Origin of the sequence: Pseudomonas sp. Pseusp11, from assembly GCF_047304405.1 — a bacterium.
GTDB lineage: Bacteria > Pseudomonadota > Gammaproteobacteria > Pseudomonadales > Pseudomonadaceae > Aquipseudomonas.
The window spans coordinates 1-22,815 of the sequence record NZ_JBGLZF010000069.1; the positions used below are offsets into that span (position 1 = coordinate 1).

The 22,815-nt window shown below is 54.1% G+C and carries 16 protein-coding genes and 1 pseudogene; 5 read left to right on the forward strand and 12 right to left on the reverse strand.

The window, feature by feature from the left end; translation table 11 throughout:
* Window positions 1–285: 285 nt before the first annotated feature.
* The 4 genes from ACCC96_RS28970 to ACCC96_RS28985 all read left to right on the forward strand — a co-directional run bounded on the left by ACCC96_RS28970 (window position 286) and on the right by ACCC96_RS28985 (window position 6,433).
* Entirely contained in the window at window positions 286–4,170 is a 3,885-nt protein-coding gene (locus ACCC96_RS28970; protein ID WP_413697599.1) for a hypothetical protein, read from the forward strand.
* Between the two features lie 122 nt (window positions 4,171–4,292).
* Window positions 4,293–5,276 carry a 5'-nucleotidase gene (locus ACCC96_RS28975; RefSeq protein WP_413697600.1) on the forward strand — a complete coding sequence of 328 codons (984 nt, stop codon included), beginning with the start codon at window positions 4,293–4,295 and terminating at the stop codon, window positions 5,274–5,276.
* Between the two features lie 49 nt (window positions 5,277–5,325).
* Window positions 5,326–5,532: a hypothetical protein gene (locus ACCC96_RS28980; RefSeq protein ID WP_413697601.1), complete on the forward strand. Its 207-nt coding sequence runs from the start codon at window positions 5,326–5,328 to the stop codon at window positions 5,530–5,532.
* A 724-nt stretch (window positions 5,533–6,256) separates the two neighbouring features.
* Entirely contained in the window at window positions 6,257–6,433 is a 177-nt protein-coding gene (locus ACCC96_RS28985) for a hypothetical protein (protein WP_413697602.1), read from the forward strand.
* A gap of 381 nt (window positions 6,434–6,814) precedes the next feature.
* On the opposite strand, the gene ACCC96_RS28990 is transcribed toward ACCC96_RS28985, so the two are convergent.
* The 10 genes and pseudogenes from ACCC96_RS28990 to ACCC96_RS29035 form a co-directional block, all read right to left on the reverse strand.
* Window positions 6,815–8,254, reverse strand: coding sequence for a hypothetical protein (locus tag ACCC96_RS28990; protein ID WP_413697603.1), 1,440 nt, complete (start codon window positions 8,252–8,254; stop codon window positions 6,815–6,817).
* Window positions 8,255–8,371: 117 nt separating this feature from the next.
* Window positions 8,372–8,944 (reverse strand): hypothetical protein, encoded by a 573-nt coding sequence (locus tag ACCC96_RS28995; RefSeq protein ID WP_413697604.1) that lies wholly within the window; start codon window positions 8,942–8,944, stop codon window positions 8,372–8,374.
* Between the two features lie 235 nt (window positions 8,945–9,179).
* The gene (locus ACCC96_RS29000) at window positions 9,180–10,637 is read right to left on the reverse strand and encodes an AAA family ATPase (protein WP_413697605.1); all 1,458 of its coding nucleotides are present in this window, start codon (window positions 10,635–10,637) and stop codon (window positions 9,180–9,182) included.
* Between the two features lie 339 nt (window positions 10,638–10,976).
* Window positions 10,977–11,354 (reverse strand): annotated as a pseudogene (locus tag ACCC96_RS29005) (dicarboxylate/amino acid:cation symporter); the annotation flags it as partial.
* Between the two features lie 168 nt (window positions 11,355–11,522).
* Entirely contained in the window at window positions 11,523–12,272 is a 750-nt protein-coding gene (locus tag ACCC96_RS29010; RefSeq protein ID WP_413697606.1) for a peptidase, read from the reverse strand.
* A gap of 80 nt (window positions 12,273–12,352) precedes the next feature.
* Window positions 12,353–13,150, reverse strand: a complete 798-nt coding sequence (locus ACCC96_RS29015; RefSeq protein WP_413697607.1) for a transglutaminase family protein — start codon at window positions 13,148–13,150, stop codon at window positions 12,353–12,355.
* Window positions 13,147–14,097 (reverse strand): alpha-E domain-containing protein, encoded by a 951-nt coding sequence (locus tag ACCC96_RS29020; protein WP_019578892.1) that lies wholly within the window; start codon window positions 14,095–14,097, stop codon window positions 13,147–13,149. Before ACCC96_RS29020 ends, ACCC96_RS29015 begins: the two co-directional genes overlap by 4 nt.
* A gap of 3 nt (window positions 14,098–14,100) precedes the next feature.
* On the reverse strand, window positions 14,101–15,510 hold the full coding sequence (locus ACCC96_RS29025) for a circularly permuted type 2 ATP-grasp protein (protein WP_007938225.1): 1,410 nt from the start codon (window positions 15,508–15,510) through the stop codon (window positions 14,101–14,103).
* Window positions 15,511–16,285: 775 nt separating this feature from the next.
* A complete protein-coding gene (gene dctA, locus ACCC96_RS29030; RefSeq protein WP_413697608.1) occupies window positions 16,286–17,605 on the reverse strand; it encodes a C4-dicarboxylate transporter DctA in 1,320 nt (439 codons plus the stop codon).
* Between the two features lie 823 nt (window positions 17,606–18,428).
* Complete coding sequence (locus ACCC96_RS29035) at window positions 18,429–19,334, reverse strand: LysR family transcriptional regulator (RefSeq protein WP_019649709.1); 906 nt, start codon at window positions 19,332–19,334, stop codon at window positions 18,429–18,431.
* 116 nt (window positions 19,335–19,450) lie between these two features.
* Here ACCC96_RS29035 and ACCC96_RS29040 point away from each other — a divergent pair, with 116 nt between their 5' ends.
* Window positions 19,451–20,293: a type 1 glutamine amidotransferase domain-containing protein gene (locus ACCC96_RS29040; RefSeq protein ID WP_413697609.1), complete on the forward strand. Its 843-nt coding sequence runs from the start codon at window positions 19,451–19,453 to the stop codon at window positions 20,291–20,293.
* Window positions 20,294–20,348: 55 nt separating this feature from the next.
* Here ACCC96_RS29040 and ACCC96_RS29045 read toward each other — a convergent pair whose 3' ends face one another.
* Both ACCC96_RS29045 and ACCC96_RS29050 read right to left on the reverse strand, forming a co-directional pair.
* A complete protein-coding gene (locus ACCC96_RS29045; RefSeq protein WP_007938220.1) occupies window positions 20,349–20,546 on the reverse strand; it encodes a YbdD/YjiX family protein in 198 nt (65 codons plus the stop codon).
* Window positions 20,547–20,560: 14 nt separating this feature from the next.
* Window positions 20,561–22,618, reverse strand: a complete 2,058-nt coding sequence (locus ACCC96_RS29050; protein WP_413697610.1) for a carbon starvation CstA family protein — start codon at window positions 22,616–22,618, stop codon at window positions 20,561–20,563.
* Between the last annotated feature and the right edge of the window lie 197 nt (window positions 22,619–22,815).

A 22,815-nucleotide genomic window follows, 5' to 3' on the forward strand; every position in this document is an offset into this window, starting at 1 on the left:
GGCCTTAGTCGAACAGAGAATATTCATTCACTAGCCATCATGCTAAAGAGCCGATGTGTGCCTAGCAGCTTCATTTTCGTATTTTTAGCTCCTTCACTGATCGGGCTCGTTGTTCGGGAAAAAGCACTTTAAGGAAGCTATAACGCGTTCGTCGCATTCCTAGATGGCGGTGCGCTATCATCAATAACATTTTAATAAGTACGTATCGCGTAGACTGCAGGTTTTAAGTAATGACCATTTTTGGCGGTTCTCCCGGACAGCCTTTCAGCGGCATAGGAGACAGGGATGTTCCGTCGTTTAGCTCAATTTTATTTTTCGAAATGTGATCACGTCAGCTCCCTCCTGAATCACGCGATGGGACAGTACAAGCGCTACAGAAAAGCTGGCGACAAAGCCGTGGCCGCCGCACGTGAATACCTGGCTGTGCCCAGCGGAAAAAATGTCTTCGAGCCGCTGACGCCTGTTCTTTTGGAGGTGGATCGGTCACACCGTTACGAGAGTGAGCTGCTGAGCGCACTGAGTAACGACCAGATTCGCAATATCGCGATTACTGGTGAGTATGGCGCCGGCAAGAGCAGCGTTATCCGTACGTTTGTCGATCGTCACCCTGAACTCACCTATGCATTTGTATCGCTGGCCGCCTTCGGCAAAGATCTGAACAAGGGTGGGGCAGGGAAGGTGACCTCGTCTGATGCTCCAGTCACTCCCGCTGATTCCAGTTCAAACACCCCAGATCCAAAAGGCGCAGAGAAAAAAACCGATTTGGATATTTTGACGCGTATCGAGGAAACCATCGTTCAGCAACTGCTGTACGCGGTACCGTCAGATGAACTGCCGAAAAGTCGATTGAAGCGAATCATCCAGGCGTCTTCGTCCATCATCTGGGTGCGTACAATTTTCTACGTTCTCATGATCGTAGGCGTACTGAGACTTTACGTTCCAACAGTCGAGAAGCTACCGAAAATCGAGCCGGCTTGGTTGGTCGAATGGCTTCTATGGATCCCGGGGTGGATGGCCGTTCTGGTGCTGGGAGGTGGTGGCATCTACATGTTGTTCTCGGCGTTGAAGCTGCTGTCCCTGTTCAGCATTGACGGCTTCACGATCAAGGGCGGAAAACTGGAAACGACTCATCACGGCTCCGTGTTGCACAAAAATGTTGATGAAATCGTCTACTGCTTTGAACGCAGCAAAATCGACATCGTGGTGATCGAGGATCTGGACAGATTCGGAATTCATGACGTTTTCATGCGCCTGCGGGAAATCAATTTCATCATCAAGCAATCCCCGCAAATCAAACGACCGGTTTACTTCATCTATGCGCTTCGGGATGAGCTGTTCGCCGTCGGTGAGAAAACGAAATTTTTCGACCTGATCATTCCGATAATCCCCGTGGTCAACTCCGAGAACTCTCGCGAGCAAATGTTCAAGATGCTTCGTGAGCGACAATTCAATGGCGCAGCGCTGGACATTGGGCTTAATGAGTCGTTGGTCGAAACCGTTTGTTACCTCATCGATGACATGCGGTTGATCAAGAATATCGTCAACGAATTCGACATGTTCTCCAGCATTCTCAGCGGTGGCTCCGGCCTGAAGCTTGATCCGAACAAGCTGTTCTCGATCATCGCGATTCGCAATTTGCATCCTGATGAATACGCTGACCTGGTCAAGCGACGTGGGGCCATTTACGAAACCATCCAAGATTTCAGTGAGTGGCGATTCCAGCAGTCCAGGAGCGCTGAAGATGCTTACCAGGCGTTGCGTGAGGTACGGGAGAAGCGGGTACAAGAAATCGCTGAGAGTGTGGCAGAGCTGCGGGCGTACGTTTGGTTTGAGCTTGTGAAAAAATCCGGCATTGCGGCAACCCATGTTTGGATGCCAAGTGGCAGTCAATTTACGTTGACCGACTTTGTTAACGATGACGTTTTTGAGTCGATTTTTTCTCAAACCACTCATTTAACAATGGCCATCAACGACAGGTACGGAAACGCCAACCAGTCGCCAACGCCTATAGGTTCAAAGGAGCTACTGGCGTCGACGTCGTACCAAAAAAGGTATGAGCTGCTCCAGCGAACCCTTATTGATATCGATGAGGAGATAGCCGAGCAGCGATTAGAGTCAAGCCGAATCAATCACCAAACCTTCCGGGCAGCGGCCAAAAAAAACTACGGCGATCTCATCTCTCAAAAGCTGAACGGCTTGGACATCGTCGTTTACCTGATGCGTCACGGATACTTCGATACCGATTACACGGACTACTTCGGCTACTTCTACGCAGGATCCCTCACATCCGAAGACAAAAACCTGATCCTTGAGCTGAGACGTGGTGTATCCGTGGACGTCGCGACTGTGATCAGTGCCCCGAAAAAAGCCGTGGAAAAGCTGGATACTGATGATCTGAGCGATGGCAGGGGCATCATCGTCGCGCTGATCGAGCACCTTTCTAGCTGTCCGTACAACGATCCTGGCATGAGTCATGAGCGCAGTAAGCTCGTGACTATTCTTAGGAGCGGGCTTGATGGACACCTAGACAGGATGGCGCAGGCGGCCGAAATTTTGATATCAGCTGCGACGTCGCCTAAGTTCATTTACGCTGTTTATGCTTTGGAGCCTGGGTTGTTCCAAGCATTGTTGAACGCTGAGCGATTCGAATCAGCGGTATTGAGGCAAGCACTGATCACTGCAGTCATGGATGGGTTGGAAGCTGCCCAGCTCCGCAAGCTTGATTCTGCGCCGGACATGAAAATCTATGATGCCATTGCGAGTCTCCAAGACGTCTCGCGCTTGATGCCTGGACTTGAAGCTGGAGCTAAAGGCTGGTCTTGGATGAAAGAGCTACCGATGCGCTTCTCAGCGTTAAATGACGGCATCGTCCTGGACGACCTCAAGAAGCTGATCAAGTGGGGTTGCGTTGAGGTAAACCTGAACGTGCTCACGCTGATTTGCCAAAAAGCCGAACCCATTCATGCAAGTAAAGCTGGTCACAGTGAAAGCATCATTTCCTATCGTCGACTGCAGGCGCTGGAGATTGAGGGCCTGAATGACCTCCTGCTTGGGTCTCCAGAGGAATTTACGACCACGCTTCTAGCGCAAGTTGGCACGCTGGACGAGTCCGCGGCCTCTTTTACAGAACTGCAATGGGCCATGCTGGAAGAGTCGGACGATTCAGATACCGTGGATCAACTGTTTGATCGAACGACATGCACCTTCGACCGGCTTGAAGACACAACCCCATCGTTGTGGGCGAAAGTGCTGCTGTCTGATCGGGTGAAGTTGAAGGCCGTTGCGGTGTGGACATTCTTCAAGGACATACTCGTACCTGCTTTGGAGCATAAAGGTTGCGAAACCTTGGATATGGAGGCTTTCGCAAGCTATATCCAGCGTCATGTAATGGAGCTACAAGGTTACCTCTGGGGTCTCAACACCTCTATGCATCAAGAGTTGCAGAGGTACCTAATCGCCCCAACAGGGCAATCTAACGAAACACTTGAAGTGCTCTTCGCAAATATAGTCTTGAGCGATCCCGCTATTCTTAAGGGACTGCAATCCAGGGAGCGCTGGGAGATGCTCGTAAGTGCGCCGTTTCTGGCGTACAGCCCTGAGATCCGCGAATGCATCAGGACGTTCAATGCAGATCTGGAAGCTCCTTATCTCTCAGCACATTGGGTGCAGGCACGCGACCACATTGATCTATCCCAACTGTCGATCGACATGGCGTTGCCACTCAGTCAAAGCGGTGCGCTTGAGCTGAATGAAAAAATCCAAATGTGGACGGCGTTACCGATTGAAGCCTTCGACACCAACAACGAGGCCATCAAAGAGGTCGCTGAAACCTGCCGCCTCGCTAATCGACACTCGACAAGCTTTCCGCAGGCGTTTATCCCCGCACTTAAGAAATTCGCGGGTGGGGAGGGGCTGACTTCAGCTCAGCGTTCTGAGTTGTTGATCCAATGCCTACCGTTGAGTAGCTGGGAAGAAACTGGTTCCCTACTTGGCTTGCTGAGCGATGACGGCTTCACAAAGCTTTCACCAAATGTCAAAAAAATTGAGGTGCCATACACCGATCTCAACATGAGGCTGGTCAACGCTCTTCAAACGAGAGGTTTCGTCCAGACCGTAACGGAGAAGGGCGATGTCATCAGCGCCACTGCCAAGCCTAAAGGCATGATCTGATCTAGCGACACGCGTTTAAAAAGCTGTTCGCGCGATCTGTACTTCGCGCTGCGCCTACAAAATTGATCGGCATGTTCGGTGCCCGTCAAAATTTGCGTTCAAAAGCATCGAGAGAGGTGCCAATGCCCTACGAATTAGAAAACCGCTTGGTGATCGGCGTGGCTTCCAGCGCTGTGTTTGATCTGGTGGCATCGGACGCCGTGTTTCAGAGCCAGGGAGAGGAGGAGTACCGTAAGTTTCAGCAAGAAAACCTCCACGTCCCTTTACCAAAGGGGATAGCGTTTCCCTTTATCAAGCGTCTCTTGTCGGTGAATGACCTTAGCGCCGACCCTACGGATCCGCTGGTAGAGGTGATCCTTCTCTCGCGAAATGATCCTGACACCGGGCTACGCGTACTGAAGACAATCGAGCACTACGGACTTGGGATGACCAGGGCGATTTTCATGCAAGGGAAATCCCCGTACGAGTACATCCCTGCCCTGAATATCGCGCTGTTTTTGTCTGGTGAAAAGAAAGACGTAGAGGGTGCGATTAAGGCGGGGTATCCGGCAGGGCAGGTGCTCGATTCAAAATTCGAAGACGACGAAGCTGACAAAACCCTGCGCATCGCATTCGACTTTGACGGCGTACTCGCCGGCGATGAATCTGAATCGATCATGCAGTCCTCTGGACTGACAGAGTTTCATGCCCATGAAGTGAAGAACGTCATGCAGCCCCATAACCCTGGGCCGCTGAAGGAATTCATGGTACGGATATCCAAAATCCAAACCGTCGAGGAGAAGCACAAGAAGCTCAATCCTAAATACGAAAACCGCATACGCGTCTCGATCGTCACGGCCCGCAATGCTCCGTCTCATGAGCGTGCGATGAATACGCTCAAGAGTTGGGGCGTCATGGCCAATGACGCTTTCTTCCTGGGTGGCATCGATAAAGGCAAAATTTTGGGCGTATTGAAGCCGCATATCTTCTTTGATGACCAATCCGGGCATCTTAAATCGACCAGCGCGGTAGCTCCGTCCGTCCACATTCCTTTCGGCATCACCAACAATCTGGCAACGGAGGTCGAGCTTGCGCCTGAGGCTGGTCAGGTTAAGGAAGTGGTGTAAGACGGTGATCGCGACTCGAGTTTACAGATGAGGTAGGGAGACATTCTGAATGTTCTGGTTGGGGCCATTTGAGTACAAATCAAAAAAAGAGCTGCTGGATCGGCTCAAAAGCTATCTCCAAAAAACACCAGCAGGCGTGATCACCAATAGACACGCAAACAACAAATTGCGCCTGCTGGTGGCAATGCATCCGGATCGGGCAGGCCGCGCGGGTGAGATAGTGACGGTGCCTAAGCCCAACGCAATGCCGGCCTGACGGATACCAATAAATGGCCAAACATTCGGTACCGGTGACAGCATAAGAAGTTCCGCCCAGACACCTCGTTTAACATAATATACATTACACGTAATATCATGTTTCGGGATTGGCCCGGTTGCACACAGCTTTTGAATCAATTTCACAGCTCTACTGTCGTTGTCACTTTAAAATCAGAAAAATCACCTTAAAAAATATTCTTGAAAATTCATAGGCCTAGGAAGTCACGAAAATGATTCTTCGTGGTTTAGGCATATGAAGTAATCGGCGCTTTCCCTCTCAGTACAAAAATCGATACCACGATCCTCATTGGACTTAACCCATGGACTACATCCATGAGTCCCATCCAACATTTTAGCTCTTCGCGCCTCACGTGATCATGCCTGTCGTCGGAGCCCGCAGTTCTCGGAAGAAATCGCGTGAAATTACCCTAGATTCGCGTCATCGTGCACCGTATGCGAGTTCGTCTTTTCGTTTGTCTTTTTAGTAACAGCTTGTTCGTTTGTGGAGCTTTCCTCCCACCAAATACCCTGGAAGCTCGCCACTGCCTGGGCAGATGAAAAGCTCAGTAAAATGCTAGTCCGGTACCGTTGTTAACTACAACTTTGACTTGTTAACTGCGGTGGTTAACAAGTCAAAAAACAAGTTTTATGAAAAACTAGGTTTTAGCATTAAATGCGCCCAAGGTGCGCAAGTAGCTATGCGCATCGGAAATGATTACGAAATGAACATCGTGGATATTTCCTACCTTCACAACCATCCGCAAGTGGAGATCGAGGTTAATAAGCTGATAAAGATGTATGGTGAAGGTGTCGTAAAAATCGAAGCTGCTTTCGAGGCTGCAACTAAAATGTTGCACCAAGACGTTTCTAATTACGTTGTCCTCCGTCAACAAGCCTGAGTGACTATCGACCCTCGTTGGAATCAAGTCTGTGCAAGAAGCGCCGGCTAGCCGACTGATATGAAACCCTGCCTACCCTCCTCCGTGATCAGTAGGCTTAAGCATTTGTCTTCCTCGGGTTGAAAGCTTCCCCACCTGTCGCCGCTATCGAAAGACCGCTACGATTGCTGCGGGTTTTAATCAACAGTCGCGCTGCGTCACGAGCGCACAAATAACCCCCGAGCAGGTTAACGTCGAACATTCGCTGGTGCTGGCAGCGCCTTCTTCATTGAACAGCCCCATTCCACCTTTACCGAGGCTGGACGGGAATTTGTTCACCCGCAGCGGTAGTGTTAGCGACGCTGAATATGTTTTGTAAGCTCTTAGTGGGTACCGGCAAAGTCAAGAAGCTGGCGAAGCCGGCACTTCTTGGTATCGCCTGTCCAGCCTGAGCGAAAGCCGCCCTGCTTCGTACCAGCACACTTGTTTGCCATCAGCGACTGAAACGTTCCAAGGTTTGCTCTCGCAATCTGCAGGGTAACCGTATTCCTTCTGAGTCTGACAAGCGCCGGCGAATGGACAAGCCGATTCTTTCAAGTTGACTGTACTACCGAGTCCCCCATCCTTGGTGAAGTGTTGTTGAAGAAAGTGAATGCTTGTTTGCAAAACACTCAATTTCTGTATTTCTTCATCCGGGAGCTCTGCAATAATGCTATTCAACGGGACTACCCATTCGATAGTGCTCTCGCCGTCGACTGTCTCCTGGCACACTAATCGTTCCAGAAGTTTTAATGTGACATTTCGAAATTCATCCGGAGAAAGCCTGGCCTGAGTGAATAGCTGCTCCATCATGGGAGTTTCGACTCGCAGGCGCAGCCCTTTCTCTATCAGCTTGCAATAAATTTCAAGCCCCTGTATATGGTCGCTGGAGCCAGCAAGAACTTCTTTTAGTTGACCAACGTACGAGAACTTGCTGTTCGTCACATGCTTTACGAAGGCTTCATATATATCGCTACCAATCTTGTCCAAATCTTTGGTAGCTCCATCCCCACGGTCTCTGTCACGCTTAATAGCAGCGCATATCTCAAAAAAAGCGTAGGACGGGGCGGTCGTTAGCAGAGCCAAATTTCCTATGAGAATTCTCTCTTGTACAGTTGTCTTGTACTCAATGAGATGCTCAATGAGCGGACGATATGCCAGGTAAGGATAGCTAGGTGTTTGAGAATCAAGAAGTTGATCGGATACAGCCGGTACCCGGCGCTGTTCTCTCTCGACCTCGTATGCGATTCCTTCACTGATAAAGTCAAGACCGGGGATCAGAACGAGCTCCAACGGCTCGCCGCGGTTATGTTTTGCCGTTATGCTTATAGATTTTACTCCGATCTTTCCGATATCCCCTTCGGTCGAATGGGAAAGCGATACTGAACTGCTTAGCACCGTACCGAAGCACCATTCGTTGATCTCTGGCCATTTAAACAGGCCGTCGTTTGGAATGCCTTCAACAGAGCCACGGGCACTCTTCATGATGCTGAAGGCTATCGATAGGTTCTCATCCTTCTCAATTCCCACAGGTGCAGTAAACCAACCGCGGTCGTCAGTGCCTCGCACAAATGGCGTCACCAGCCAGAAGCAGGCCAGTAAGGCGTCAAGGCCTGCTAAGGTCGATAGATTGTGGAGGTAATGGGTGTATTCATGGGCGTGCAAAGCCACTGCACCTGGAAACGGCTCGCCAATCTCTGGCTGCATATTTCCTTCACTAGTAATTCGAGTGAATAGAGAGTGCACGCGGTAAGTTCCGAGTTTGCCGGCATTCAAAACTTCTCTTTCATGATATTCAGACATCTCAAGCTCCGTCACGCTGCAGAAGTCTCAGCTTCCTTCTGGGATGATTACAACTAATAAACATAATGAATTGCTTTGTTGCGGTGTGCCACCTGAAACTTGTTTCACAAGTATGTGCTAATTATCTAATTTTTTTCGTAGCGCGTGTCGAGCGATGATACAAAGTTTCAAATAACATGCGCGAAAAATTAATGGAGCAAAATGCCTGCACTGCCGAACAAAGGAACAAACCATTTGAAAAACCAAAAGTACTGGCACTGCTACCAAGCAAAACAAAAGCATTAATGGAATAGTGATAATTTGAGAACAGTCCTTTATGAACTGAAGAAGCGAAAAGCTCTTCTGGTAAGTGTGATGCTTCAGCAGTGCATCAGAGATAACATTTGTACCTATAGCTGCAGAAACAGCAGGAAAGAGATAAACAAAGATCGCCTGATATTTCAGGAAGTCGTCAAAAATACTTTGCGACAAAAATTTTTCTGCGACAAGCTTTGCACCTCTACCCTGCATATCCAAGAACTGAACATGACCAACTGCCCCTAAAACAATCATGCCAACTCCCAAAATCATTACTATTGGCCGAGTAAGCTCTCCATTCAACAACGCTCCGCATAAAATCAATGCAAGAATTAGCAAGCTGGCACTGATCACCGACAGCATCGTAGGAGAGTAAATTATATCGAGCGGCATAGAGGCCTCAAAAACCTATAAAGTTCGCAGATTTAAAAAAGAAAAACTGTACACAAGCTTCTTGGGAGGCAATGCACTTTGCGCTGCAAAGTGTTCAATTCTTACGTGAGCATGATGCTCTCCGGTGAACTTAAGTAACAAATCTCTATGTGAGGTTTGGATGAACGCTTAGCTGTTAGTTCAAACGTTCATAACTACAGAGAGTCTGTTACGAGCATGCAGTCAGCCTGCATGATCAATGTTCAGAGCGAAATTTGACTTGTTTCGACGGATCCGCCGCGTAGGCGGATAACCGTCCCTGCCCCCCGCTGAAGCGCGACCTGGCCATGGCGGTAGGTATCCTGGGTTCATCAGGCAAGTCACCTTGCAGCTCAATGCCCGCCTCCTGCGCTTTCAATGCAACGAAGCCTCGGAGCAGATTCTCGCGGTATGAATACATATGCTCTCGACCCTCAACCAGCTCGAGTACTTCGCCGCAGTCTTTGCCAAGAAATTTCTTCAGAATCTTCCTGAATTGAGCTGGCTCAAGTGGTTTTTTATCGGCCTCTACCGGGTCAAGGCCGAAAAGCTGCTGATTGATTCTCACATAAGACTTGAAGATATTATCTCCGTAACGGACCGTATCCTCTGAGTCGGCGGTAGCCCATAACGCCAGTAAGTAATCGTGGCCTTTGTGCAGCACCGCACTGTCGTATGGCCTTTGCAAACGGCCACTGATCCCAATGATCGAGCGCGCAATGGCTGCATCGAAATGCACCCTTTCAATACGGCTCACTTCTTGTTCATCTTTGAAGACTGACCACAAGAGATTCTGGGTCAGAAGATGGACGAAGTACGGAAATCCATTGCTGATGCGTGCGATCGAGTGGACGATTTCTTCATCCACTTCCAGATCGAAAGCCTTGATAGCACTGTAGGCGATATCTTCTCTATAGGACCAATACAGGCGCTCAAGCTTCAGAGTGAAGAGCTGGCGAAAGCTGGATTCGTGGTCACCCAACAACTGATACAGCGACGAGGCGATGCCGGTGAAGATGAACTTGACGTTTACTCCCCGATCTCCCAGGTCTTTGAGAAAGTGAGCGAACTTGGCGCGCTCGGAGACTGACTCAATCTGGTCAAACTCATCGATCACCACAACCGGTCGCTCCGAATGCACACCGACCATCTCTTCCATGACATCCACCGCTGAAAACATCGAATCGATGGGGGAGATCGTGATGCTTCTTTCCTTATCCTTGATCTGCAATTTGTACAGCTTCAAGTTGAGGGTATGGGTGTACTCAAGGTCTCTCCGGCCACCTGCGCGTCGTAGAATTCGTTCGGCAATCTCTTCGATCGTTTTATAAAAACACGTGTCTTTGCCACAAGGTATCTGAATGGGCTCGTTATCGCTGCTCTGGTACTGAGCAGCCACTGACGCCGCCAGTGACGATTTGCCCACGCCACGATCACCATAGATGAAGACGTGCCCGCCTTGATCAAAAAGAGCTTCCTCCACCAGTTCCAACTCTCGGTCTCGCCCAAACAAACGTTCAATGCTCTTGACCGGTGAGCGGACCGACAGCTTCGACTGGAGAATTTCAACAAACCTGTCCTGGTCCAAATTCCGAATAGTCACACTCTTATCCTTGATCGACTTCGACCCCGCGCTCCAGGTGTGAACCATTTCTTGTTCAATGGTTTGGTGCAAGGCCTACACTGATTTTTCTGTAGGTTATTGGCCAAGTATGTTGAACAAAAGCCGTAATGGCAATCCAGTGGCAATGTAGTCGCACTCGAGGCGTCACTCATCAGCCAAAGTCATAGGGGTTATTACCAACGGGATCCTAAGGTGGTGATGTCAACAAAGCGCCCTGCCCCCTGTCGTGCAAGCAAACGGATCATTATCAGCGCCGTCGACGAGGCCATTGACGCAACTGCGTCCAGACGCGGGGTCCCTGTAAGTGCACCACATCTAGGGCTAGTAGCAGGCCGGTTGCCACACCGAGTAAGCCCCATCCGAGGGGAGCCAAAGGCCCCCAACCCGCCACAGATTGGTGTGAGCACCGATATCGGGTAGCGGGAGGCCGAGATTGTGGCCGGGCTGCAGCAGATTGGCCATGATCAGTCCCAGCACCAACGACACCAGCGAAGCTGTCACGAACCAGCCCAGGGACTTGGCGAATACACGTCCGACCGAAGCGGCATCGCCCATATGCGCAATGCCGACCACCAGGGTCGAGAACACCAGCGGCCCGATCAACATTTTGATCAAGCGTAAAAAGACATCCGAGACAATGGAAATGTAGCCCGCCACTTTCGTCGCCGACTCTTTGTCCGGAAAATTGATGAACACCATGTAGCCAATCACGACTCCCAGCGTCATGGCGATCAGAATCCATGCGGCTGCCGGTAGTTTGCTTTTCATAAAACACCTCTCGTTCAATCCAGTGCTGATTGCCTCAATGGCAGTCGCTCATTCGCAATGAGTTTCATCCGTGCAGACTTGACCAACCCAAGGTCATTCAAGAAAGCCGACTCAGCAGCAGACAAACCGCCCAGGAATCCGGGCGGCGCCTGTAAAAGAGGTGACGAGCTAGTTTTTGTTGTTGGCCGACGACATGTAGGCGTCAGGCGGCTCCGGCAGTGCGGCAAGCATGTCCTGCAGTCCGGCGGCCCATTGCATACGGATACGCATGAAATACGGGTCGTCGGCCGTGATGCGATAACTTTTTGCACCGCCAAAACTGTCTTTTCTGAACACCAGCAGGTCCAACGGCATACCCACCGACAGGTTGCTGCGCATGGTCGAGTCGAACGAGATCAGCCCGCAGCGCAGGCCCTCTTCGAGTGATGTGCGGTACGTGAGGTTGCGATCAAGTATCGGCCGGCCGTACTTGCTTTCACCCAATTGCAGGAATGGCGTGTCCTCCGTCGCCTGAATGAAGTTGCCTTGCGGGTAAATGCTGTACACATCCATTGGCCCCTCTGCGATCTGCCCGCCCACCAGAAAAGAGCAGCTCAAGTCGGTCTTGCCGGCCAACTTGGTACGGTCCCGGGCGACGACTTCGCGAACGGTTTCCGCCACCAGCACGGTGGCGTCATAGAGTGTGCGGACATTCAACAGATGCGGGCCAGGCCCGCTGCAACGCTGCTTGAGCAGGTTCACCACCGATTGCGAGGTGGCCAGATTGCCCGCGGTCTGCAACACAATCAGCCGCTCGCCCGGCGTGCTGAAAATAAACAACTTACGAAACGTTGAAATCTGGTCGATACCGGCATTGGTACGTGAGTCGGAGATGAACACCATCCCGTCGGCCAGGTGCATAGCGACGCAATAAGTCATTTGCGCTTACTCGTGAATTCTGGATGAAAGGCCATACCGTCTCCCCGACGGTATGGCCAATTACGGTGAACGTTTCAGGCTTATTGGTGCTGAACCTGAAACAGCGACGTTACTTGTACCCGCGCCAGCATTGACTCGGCCCCGCCGCCACGACGCATGCCACGTACCGGGCAGGCGTCGAGGTAGTCCAGGCCTACCGCCAGTTTCAGATGGCGTTCGGGCCGGGCCAGCCGGTTGGTGACATCGAAGCTGTACCAACCATTGTCGAGCCAGGCTTCGGCCCAGGCATGGCTGGCCAAGTGGTTTTCATCTTCGGTGCACAAGTAACCGGAGACATAACGCGCAGGAATCCCCAGGCTACGGGCGCAGGCCAGGAAGGCGTGAGTGTGGTCCTGACAGACCCCGCCTCCGACCGCAAACGCCTCGGCGGCCGTGGTGTCCACGGTGGTTGCGCCCGGGTTGTAGACCATATGGTCGGCCAGGCCGTGCATCAGGTCGGTCAACGCCGTTCGATCACGCCGTATGCCGCAGTGCTGCACGGCGAAGGCATTCAGGGCATCGTCCGCAATCGTCAGCTTACTGGTGCGCAAAAACGGCAGAGGCGATTGGCTGTCGCGTTCCAGTTCACGGTCCGAGTCGATATCCACCTGACCATAAGCTGTCAGTACCAAGGCCCCATGGGGTTCGTCCATCGTCAACACATGCAGGATGTTGCCGTACGGATCGAACTGGCTGCGCACCAGGCGCGGCAGTTCCAGGTGCCATTCCAGGATGCGCTGGCGTTCACTGTTCTGCGGCGTCAGACGCAGGAACTGAATGCTGGTGCAGACTTCATCGGCGTAGCTGTAGGTGGTGTCGTGACGTATGGACAGTTTCATACGGCCTCCAGATAGGACTCGTGAACGGTCTGGCCGAGATGGCGAACCTGGGAGATGAAGTCAGTCAGCCAGAGGTGCAGACCGAAGCCGAGAATCTCGTCGATACCGGTGTAGCGCAGTCGAGCATTCAGTTCGGCGGCCAACCGCTGGGCGGCCCGCCCGTTGCTGCCCGGCAGGCTGGCGAGGATATGGTCCAGTTCCTCGATGCAAGCGTGCAGCGAACGCGGGACGTCGCTGCGCAACAACAGCATCTCGGAGACCTGCTCGGCGCCCGGCGCATTGCGGTAGATCTCGTTGAACGCCTCGAAGGACGACAAGGCCCGCAGCAAGGCACTCCACTGGTAGTAGCCGCGCGCGGAGTTGTCACTCACCTCCTCCGACTCTTCGCCGAACATTTCGTAGCGTGCATCCAGCAGGCGCAGCGTGTTGTCTGCCCGCTCAAGGAAAGTCCCCAGCCGAATGAAGCAGTAGGCATCGTTGCGCATGATGGTGCCCGAGGTCGCACCGCGGAACAGGTGCGAACGCTCCTTGACCCACTCGCAGAAATGGCTGATGCCATAACGCGCCAGACCATTGCTGGCGATGTTGCGCATCTCCAGCCACGTGGCGTTGATGTTCTCCCACATGTCGGCGGTGATGCGTCCGCGCACGGCATGAGCATTGGCCCGCGCGGCTTGCAAACAGCAATAGATACTCCCGGGGTTGGTTTCATCCAGCGCGAAGAAGTGCAACATGCGTTCGGTGTTGAGCTCTCCATAACGCTCGTTGTAATCGTCCAGCGTACCGGCGGCGAGCAGCGACATTGCCAGCTCGGCGCGGCCATCGGTACGCCCCGCCTGAGGCATCAACGACAACGAGTAACTGACTTCGAGCATGCGCGCCAGGTTTTCGGCGCGCTCCAGGTAACGGGACATCCAGTAGAGGTCCGAAGCGGTTCTTGAAAGCATGTCTTAGTCCTCCACTACCCAAGTGTCTTTGGTGCCGCCGCCCTGAGACGAGTTCACCACCAGCGAGCCTTCGCGCAATGCCACGCGGGTCAGGCCACCGGGCACCAGACGGGTTTCTCTGCCCGACAGCACAAACGGGCGCAGGTCAATGTGGCGTGGGGCGATGCCGTTTTCGACAAAGGTCGGGCACGTTGACAGGCACAGGGTTGGTTGGGCGATATAAGCTTCGGGGCGTGCCTTGAGGCGCGCGCGGAAGTCTTCGATTTCCGCCGCCGTGGCCGCCGGGCCGACCAGCATGCCGTAGCCACCGGAGCCCTGGGTTTCCTTGACCACCAGCTCAGGCAGATTCGCCAACACATGGGACAGTTCTTCCGGTTTGCGGCATTGCCAGGTAGGCACGTTCTTGAGGATCGGTTCCTCGGCGAGGTAGAAGCGGATCATGTCGCCGACGTAGGGATAGATCGACTTGTCGTCCGCCACACCGGTGCCGACGGCGTTCGCCAGCACCACGTTGCCTGAGCGGTAAGCGGCGATAAGGCCGGGCACGCCAAGCATGGAGTCCGGGTTGAACGACAGTGGATCGAGATACGCATCGTCGAGACGGCGGTAAATGACGTCCACCTGTCTGGGGCCAGCGGTGGTGCGCATATAAACGTGATCGTCGCGGACAAACAGATCTGCGCCTTCAACCAGTTCCACGCCCATTTCACGGGCCAGGAACGCATGCTCGAAGTAAGCGCTGTTGAAGCGGCCCGGGGTCAGCACCACGGTCGTGGGATTGTCCAGCGGACTGGAGCTCCTCAAGGTGTCCAGCAGCAGGTTCGGGTAGTGATCGATGGGCGCCACACGCTGGGCGGCGAAGAGCTCGGGGAACAAACGCATCATCATCTTGCGGTCTTCAAGCATGTAGCTGACGCCGCTGGGAGTGCGCAGATTGTCTTCCAGTACGTAGTAGCTGCCATCGCCGTCGCGGACCAGATCGACCCCGGCGATGTGGGCGTAGATGCCCCGGTGCAGATTCAGGCCCTGCATGGCGACCTGATAACCCTCGTTGGCCAACACCTGTTCGGCCGGGATGATGCCCTCCTTGAGAATACGTTGCCCGTGGTAGATGTCGTCCAGGAACATGTTCAACGCCTGGACCCGCTGAATGCAGCCCCGCTCAACCATTTGCCATTCGCTGGCCTTGATGCTGCGCGGAATGATGTCGAACGGAATCAACCGCTCGGTGCCCTGCTCGTCCCCGTATAAGGTGAAGGTGATGCCGGCTCGGTGGAACAACAGGTCGGCTTCGCGACGACGTTGATCCAGCAACTCCAGAGGTGTGTCCGCCAACCAACGCGCGAACTCCTGGTAATGTGGGCGGCAGCCACCACTCGCATCATACATTTCGTTAAAAAAAGCTCGGGACATACCCTACTCCTTGCCGCGATACAGACGGCATTTTCTTATAACTTCGCTATTTCAATAAAATCAGGCCTTACGTTGTTTTAGTGAGTACTGTTTCTGTAGAGCACCTCAGTGTGCGTCGTTAACTTCCTGTCTCATTTGGAAACAAATTCCTCGTGAATTCGGCAATCTCTTGACGCGTCCCGACGCCAGAGACTTGGCCTTTGCGGTTTGATTTCTGGCGCCCCATTTATAACGTTCCCCCATTATTTTTTTCGATGAAAAACCACACTAGCGGTGGTTTGAAAGTACTTTTGCAAGGGCTGTGCCCAAGTATTGTCATGGCCCATAAAAACCGAAAAAACCTTCCAGCAAGACTAAATTGCGACACATTATTTCACTTCTGAGACGAAAATCGATAAAGCTACTGAAACGGTTTTTCCACTTGTAACTTGCACAACTCTGGATCGGACGAAAATGGTGCATTTGGCAACTGATTTGAGTTTTATGCCCTACAAGCGGGAAATTCCTACTCACTGTTTTTATTCTGCGTGTAATACAAGGCGTCCAGCGCGGCGTGTCGATTAATACCGATGCACTATTAATTCTCATGAAAATGCACCAAGCGGTGACGCCGGCAGCGAAAGTGCCAAGTAGTGATGCAAAAATTTAATGCTGGAGAGGACGGCCTGACAGCGAGCCTTACCATCCGTACTACGCCAAAATCATGTTCCACGCCCACTGAAGGTCATTGAGCAACGACAGCGGCTACGGGCGCGTAGCCGCTTCCATCAGGCACTTATGACACTTCGAATGCCTGCCGATTGTTTAGCACGCGCTGAGCCTGTTCGTGATCCAGATCACCGACCTTGGCCGCGACCACGACAGTGGCAACACAATTACCAATCAGGTTACCCGCCGCGCGTGCCATGCCGATGAACCAGTCGATGGACAGCACCAGCACCAGGCCGATCACCGGAATGCTTGGCACCGCACTCAGGGTCGCAGCCAGAATCACGATGGCCGAGCCGGGTACGCCGTGGGCGCCCTTGGAGGTCACCAGCGACACCCCTAACACCAGCAGCAAGTCACCGATCGACAGCGGCGTGTTGGTAGCTTGTGCGATAAACACGACCGCTAGGGTCAGGTAGATCGAGAAGGCATCGAGGTTGAACGAATAGCCGGTCGGCACCACCAGCCCCACCACTGACTTTTTCACGCCCAGCACTTCCAGCTTGCGCATGATCTGCGGCAGCACCGAATCCGAGGACGCTGTAGCCAACACGATGGTCAGCTCCTCGCGCAGGTAGGCAATGAACTTGAACACGTTGATCCCGGCATAGCGCAACACAGCGCTAAGGATCACGAACACGAAGATCAGGATCGATACGTAGAACAGTGCGACCAAGGAGATCAGTTGCTTCATCGAACCTACACCGTACTTGCCAACGGTGTAGGCCACTGCCCCCAGCACACCCAAGGGTGCCAGGCGCACGATCAGGCCCATGGCCTTGAACAGCACCTTGGAGATGTCATCGATGAACGAGGTCACTCGCTCCGCACTTTTGCCGCCCACCAAGGCCAGGCTGGAGCCGAACAACAAGGCAAAGAACAGCACCTGCAACACATCGTTACGCGCCAATGCATCAATTGAGGTGGTTGGAATGATGTTCAGGATGAACGAGCCGATACCACTGCCCTGAAGCTTGTGGGCATTCTCCGAATAGCTGCTTATCGCACCGGCATCCAGTGTCGTAGTGTCGATGTTCATGCCGTGCCCCGGCCCAAAGATGAAAGCCAGCACAAGTCCGAGCGCCAGGGCGATGGTGGTCATGATCTCAAAGTAGATCAGTGCCACGCCCCCTACCCGCCCTACGCTTTTCAAGTCCCCCGTACCGGCGATGCCATGCACCACGACACAGAAAACGATAGGGCCAACGATCATGGCAATCAGCTTGAGAAAGCCGTCGCTCAGCACCTTTAGCTTTACTGCGAAATCCGGTACCAGAACACCGAGCACGATGCCCAGCACCAAGGTACACAGCACCTGTGCAAAGAGAGATTTGTACCAGGCCTTGGCTGGTTTGGCTGCGCTCACGGCAACTGAATCGTGGTTCATGATGCTTCTCCGTCAAGAATCAAACGAGTCCCTGACTGCTCGACAGCACTGTCGATCAGCGGACTGCCCCTCTCTTCAACGACTTCGATCGGCTTCTATCCAGGCGAATGCCAGGTTGGCCGAACACAGCGCAATCATTGAAGAATGCATCTGGGTAGAGCACTCCCCATGCCACTTCCCTTGAAAAATCATGAATTTATTATTTACCGATAGCAAAACAAGGTCTTACAGGTCTGACCAGAAAGAAAGCTGTTCAGACCGTCAGTTTTCTGCAGACTCGCAACCGTGCACAGGTGAACGCTCAAGCTTCAAGACAGCGCAATCTCGTCTCGCCGCCGAGGGAAGGTGCATGAACACTCTGAAAAGGGAGAATGGAAATCATGGCCAGGGCTCTGGCAAAGAAAGATGGCAGATGGGGGAGCTCCCCATCCATCATCGAGATTCAATCAGGATAAAGCTCGCAGCCAGGTATCCCGGCGGCTGGCAGCCTGTCAGCAACAGCCCTTGCTGATCGTCGGCCGACGTACCTGACCGTACACAGCCAGACAATGTACCTGGCTGACCCAATGGCTGGGCACAAGTGTCCAGACTTGAGGGTCGTCACCGGCTACATCCGTTGGCTGAATCACTTCGCCCTCTGTCAGCGAGCGATAATGTGACGATGGTGTGGGCTGCGCGCCTGTCGACGGGCCGTGGGCGACATTCGAAGGTTGTTGCGTAGAGCGTTTCAAATCCATGCCGTTGAACTCCTGAGGGGGTGACGTTCAAGCGCAAAGCAAAACGCACGCCAGAGCCTCCCGGAAGCGCGGGAGTGTCAACGCGTTCAGGCCAAGGTGTTGTCCAGAATGAACTCAATCAACGCCCTGGATGCCGCTGATAATTGTCGGTGAGGCGGGTAAATAATCGAGAAGGGTCGACTGCGGCCACTCAGCTCCGGAAGTATTTCCACCAGTTGCCCCCGCTGCACTCTGTCCCGGACGATGAAGTCATAAGTCTGGCAGATGCCCAGGCCGCTTTCGGCCAGCGAAACGATGCCGAGGACATCATCCAGAACCTGCACATTGGCTTGCGGTAGCCATTCGATATTTTTCCCGTCAAGGCAGAACAACCACGGCCCGATCTTGCCGCTGCTGGGCATGATGAACGGCAAGCAGACGTGCTCGCCTAACCTCTCAAGCGTCGTAGGAATGCCGGCGCGAGCCAGGTACTGGGGAGACGCGACCATGCATAGTCGAGCATCTTCCAGTTTGCGGCCCACCAGACCACTGTCCGGCAACTGCCCCAGGCGAATCGCCAGATCGTAACCTTCGGCGACCAGGTCGACATTGCGGTTGGTAATGCTCAACTCCACTCGCACAGCCGGGTATTGCCGGGCAAACGCACTGAGCAGCGGCGGCAAACGATGATGCCCGTAAGTCGTCGGCACGCTCATCCGAACGCGCCCGCTCAACTCGCCTTCCTGGCCGCGAATGTTGCGCTCCACCTCTTCAATCTGGGCAAACGCCAAACGAGTCTGTTCCAGGTACAGCTTACCGGCGTCGGTCAGGCTGAGCCTGCGGGTGGTGCGTCGCAACAATTGCACGCCAAGACGCGACTCAAGTCTGGTCAACGCACGGCTGAGCACCGAAGGCGTGGTCGCCAGGGCGACGGCAGCAGCACTGACAGTGCCCTGCTCCACCACACGAATGAAAGCTTCCACATCGCCGAGATGGTCGAATTTACGGGGCATTATTGCCTCTCAGGTCCAAATGAATTCCATTGGCGGTAGTTTATCGCCATATAACACATCAATAGAGTACCCAGGCAGGGGCGGCAACCGTTCGCCCGATTATTTCTGGACGCGACATGAAAACACTGACCCGTATTGCATTGGCCACAGCCCTCGCCAGCACCAGCCTGGCGGCCAGCGCTGACAACGTACTTGTGGTGCTTTCCGATTCGGCGAAACTTGATTTGAAGGACGGCAAGGTCTTTGCGACTGGCTTCTACCTGAACGAGCTTTTGCAACCGGTGAAGATGCTGCTCGACGCTGGCCATCACGTGACCTTTGCGACCCCGAACGGCAACGCGCCGTCGGTGGACAAGACGTCCATCGACAAAATGTACTTCAACAACGATGAGGCAGCGCTTCAGACCTATAAGGACTTGCTCGATCAACTGAAACTGACCCTGCCGGAACAATCACCGGTCATCAGCCTTTCCCGGGTAGAACAGATCGGTTACGCGCATTTCGACGCGGTCTACATTCCCGGTGGACATGCACCGATGCAGGATCTGCTTCATAGCCGTCCGCTGGGTCGCTTGCTGGCGAATTTCCATGGACAAGGCAAGACCACCGCACTCGTCTGCCATGGCCCGATCGCCCTGCTGTCGACCTTGCCTGACGCCGAAAACTTCACCCGCCAACTCCAGACCGCGAAGCCGGTGAAGGGTCGCGCCGACTGGATCTATGCGGGCTACAAGATGACCGTTATCAGCAACAAGGAAGAGGAAGAAGCCAAAGCGCTGCTTAATGGTGGCGCCATGAAGTTCTACCCGCAAACCGCGCTGGAAAAAGCCGGTGGGGTGTACCGCAGCAATGCTTCGAACTGGACGCCTAATGTGGTCATCGATCGCGAGTTGATCACGGGCCAGAACCCAGCCTCGGCCATCGAGGTCGGCAAGGCATTGCTCGCTCGACTGAAATAACACAGGCCCTGTGGGAGTTCGCTCCCACAGGGCCTGGGTCAACCTGGCTGTCAGGTCAGCAACACTTCGGCCCTGCCTTACCGCCGTAACGAGCCTCCTGACGTTCGCGGAAGAACATCTCGTAGCTCATCACCGGCTTGTCCGGGTGTTCGGTTTGCATATGCTCGACGTAGTTGTCGTAGTCGGGCATCCCGACCATCAGGCGCGCGGCCTGACCGAGGTATTTACCGAGGCGACTCAGGTCATTGAACATGCTGCCCTCCTCGATCAAGCATCTGGCAACGCATGGAATGGCGCTTCTTTATCCGTACGCTCTTTGGTGCCCCAGGCGGCAATGCCGACTTTGAGCGCAAAGAACAGGATGCTGAACACCACGAGCAGGAACAACACCGTCAGCGTTGCGTTGGTGTAGGCGTTGTAAATCACGTGCTGCATCTGCTCGATGCTTTTGGCCGGCGCCAGCACCTGACCGTTGGCCAAGGCATCGCTGTATTTCTTCGCCAGCGCGAGGAAGCCGATCGCCGGGTTGGCATCGAACAGCTTGATGAAGCCTGCAGTGGTGGTGCAGATCAGCAGCCATACCGCTGGCAGCATGGTCACCCACACATAGCGTTGGCGTTTCATTTTGATCAGCACAACGGTTGCCAACATCAGCGCGATACCAGCCAGCATCTGGTTGGAGATACCGAACAGCGGCCACAAGGTGTTGATGCCGCCCAATGGGTCGATCACGCCTTGGTACAACAGGTAACCCCACATCGCCACGCAACCGGCGGTGGCGATCAGGTTGGCGGTCCAGGATTCGGTGCGTTTCAGCGCCGGCACGAAGGAGCCGAGCAAGTCCTGCAGCATGAAACGTCCGGCACGGGTACCGGCGTCGACCGCAGTCAGGATGAACAGCGCTTCAAACAGAATCGCGAAGTGGTACCAGAACGCCATGGTGTTTTCACCCGGCAGCACGTGGTGCAGGATCTGCGCGATACCGACCGCCAGGGTTGGCGCACCGCCGGCACGGGCCAGGATGGTGGTTTCACCGATGTCCTTGGCCACCGCTTGCAGGGCTTCCGGGGTAATCGCGAAACCCCAGCTGCTGACTGTCTGCGCAACCGAAACAGCATCCGCGCCGACCAGAGCTGCCGGGCTGTTCATGGCGAAATACACGCCCGGCTCGATCACCGAAGCGGCAACCATCGCCATGATCGCCACGAAGGATTCCATCAACATGCCGCCGTAACCGATGTAACGGGCATGGCCTTCGCTGGCAAGCAGCTTCGGCGTGGTGCCGGAAGCGATCAGTGCGTGGAAACCGGACACCGCACCACAGGCGATGGTGATGAACAGGAACGGGAACAATCCACCCTTCCATACCGGCCCGGTGCCGTCGATGAACTGGGTCAATGCCGGCATTTTCAGCTCGGGCATGGTGATCAGAATGCCGATCGCCAGCGCAACGATGGTGCCGATCTTCAGGAAGGTAGACAGGTAGTCACGCGGCGCGAGGATCAGCCAAACCGGCAACACGGCTGCCACGAAACCGTAGCCGATCAGCATCCAGGTAATCTGCAGTCCGGTGAAGGTAAAGGCCTTGGCCCACACCGGGTCAGCGGCAATCTGCCCGCCCAGCCAGATCGAACCCAGCAGCAACAGCACGCCGATCACCGAGATTTCACCGATACGGCCCGGACGGATGTAGCGCATGTAGACGCCCATGAACATCGCGATCGGGATGGTCGCCATCACCGTGAAAATGCCCCACGGGCTTTCGGCCAGGGCCTTGACCACGATCAGCGCCAGCACCGCGAGGATGATGATCATGATCAGGAAGCAGCCGAACAGCGCGATGGTCCCGGGGATGCGGCCCATTTCTTCACGGACCATGTCGCCCAGGGAACGGCCGTTGCGGCGGGTGGACATGAACAGGACCATGAAGTCCTGAACCGCACCGGCCAGCACCACGCCGGCAATCAGCCACAGCGTACCGGGCAGATAGCCCATCTGCGCCGCCAACACCGGACCGACCAGCGGCCCCGCGCCGGCGATGGCTGCGAAGTGGTGACCGAAAAGGACATGTTTATTGGTCGGGACATAGTCCAGACCATCGTTGTTGAGTACGGCGGGAGTGGCTCGATTGGGGTCGAGTTGCATCACCTTGGTGGCGATGAACAGGCTGTAATAGCGGTATGCGACGAGATAAATAGCGACGGCTGCGACTACGATCCAGAGGGCGTTGATCGCTTCGCCGCGGCGCAGGGCCACGACACTTAGCGCAAACGCTCCCAAGACAGCCACGGCAAACCAGGCGAGGTGTTTAGCCAGACGGGGCATAGCGTGTCTCCTGCCGACAGTCAGTGACTGCGGCGGTAATTATTATAATTGTGTCCGCTTTGCGGAGCGGGCCCAATATCCCCCCATGCTGTCGACAAATAAATCCGCGTTACTACGTACGTGGCGTCTACGTAGTTCTACGTAGATGGCGCTGATGCAACACCTGTGAGCTGTGGCGAGGGGGCAAGCCCCCTCGC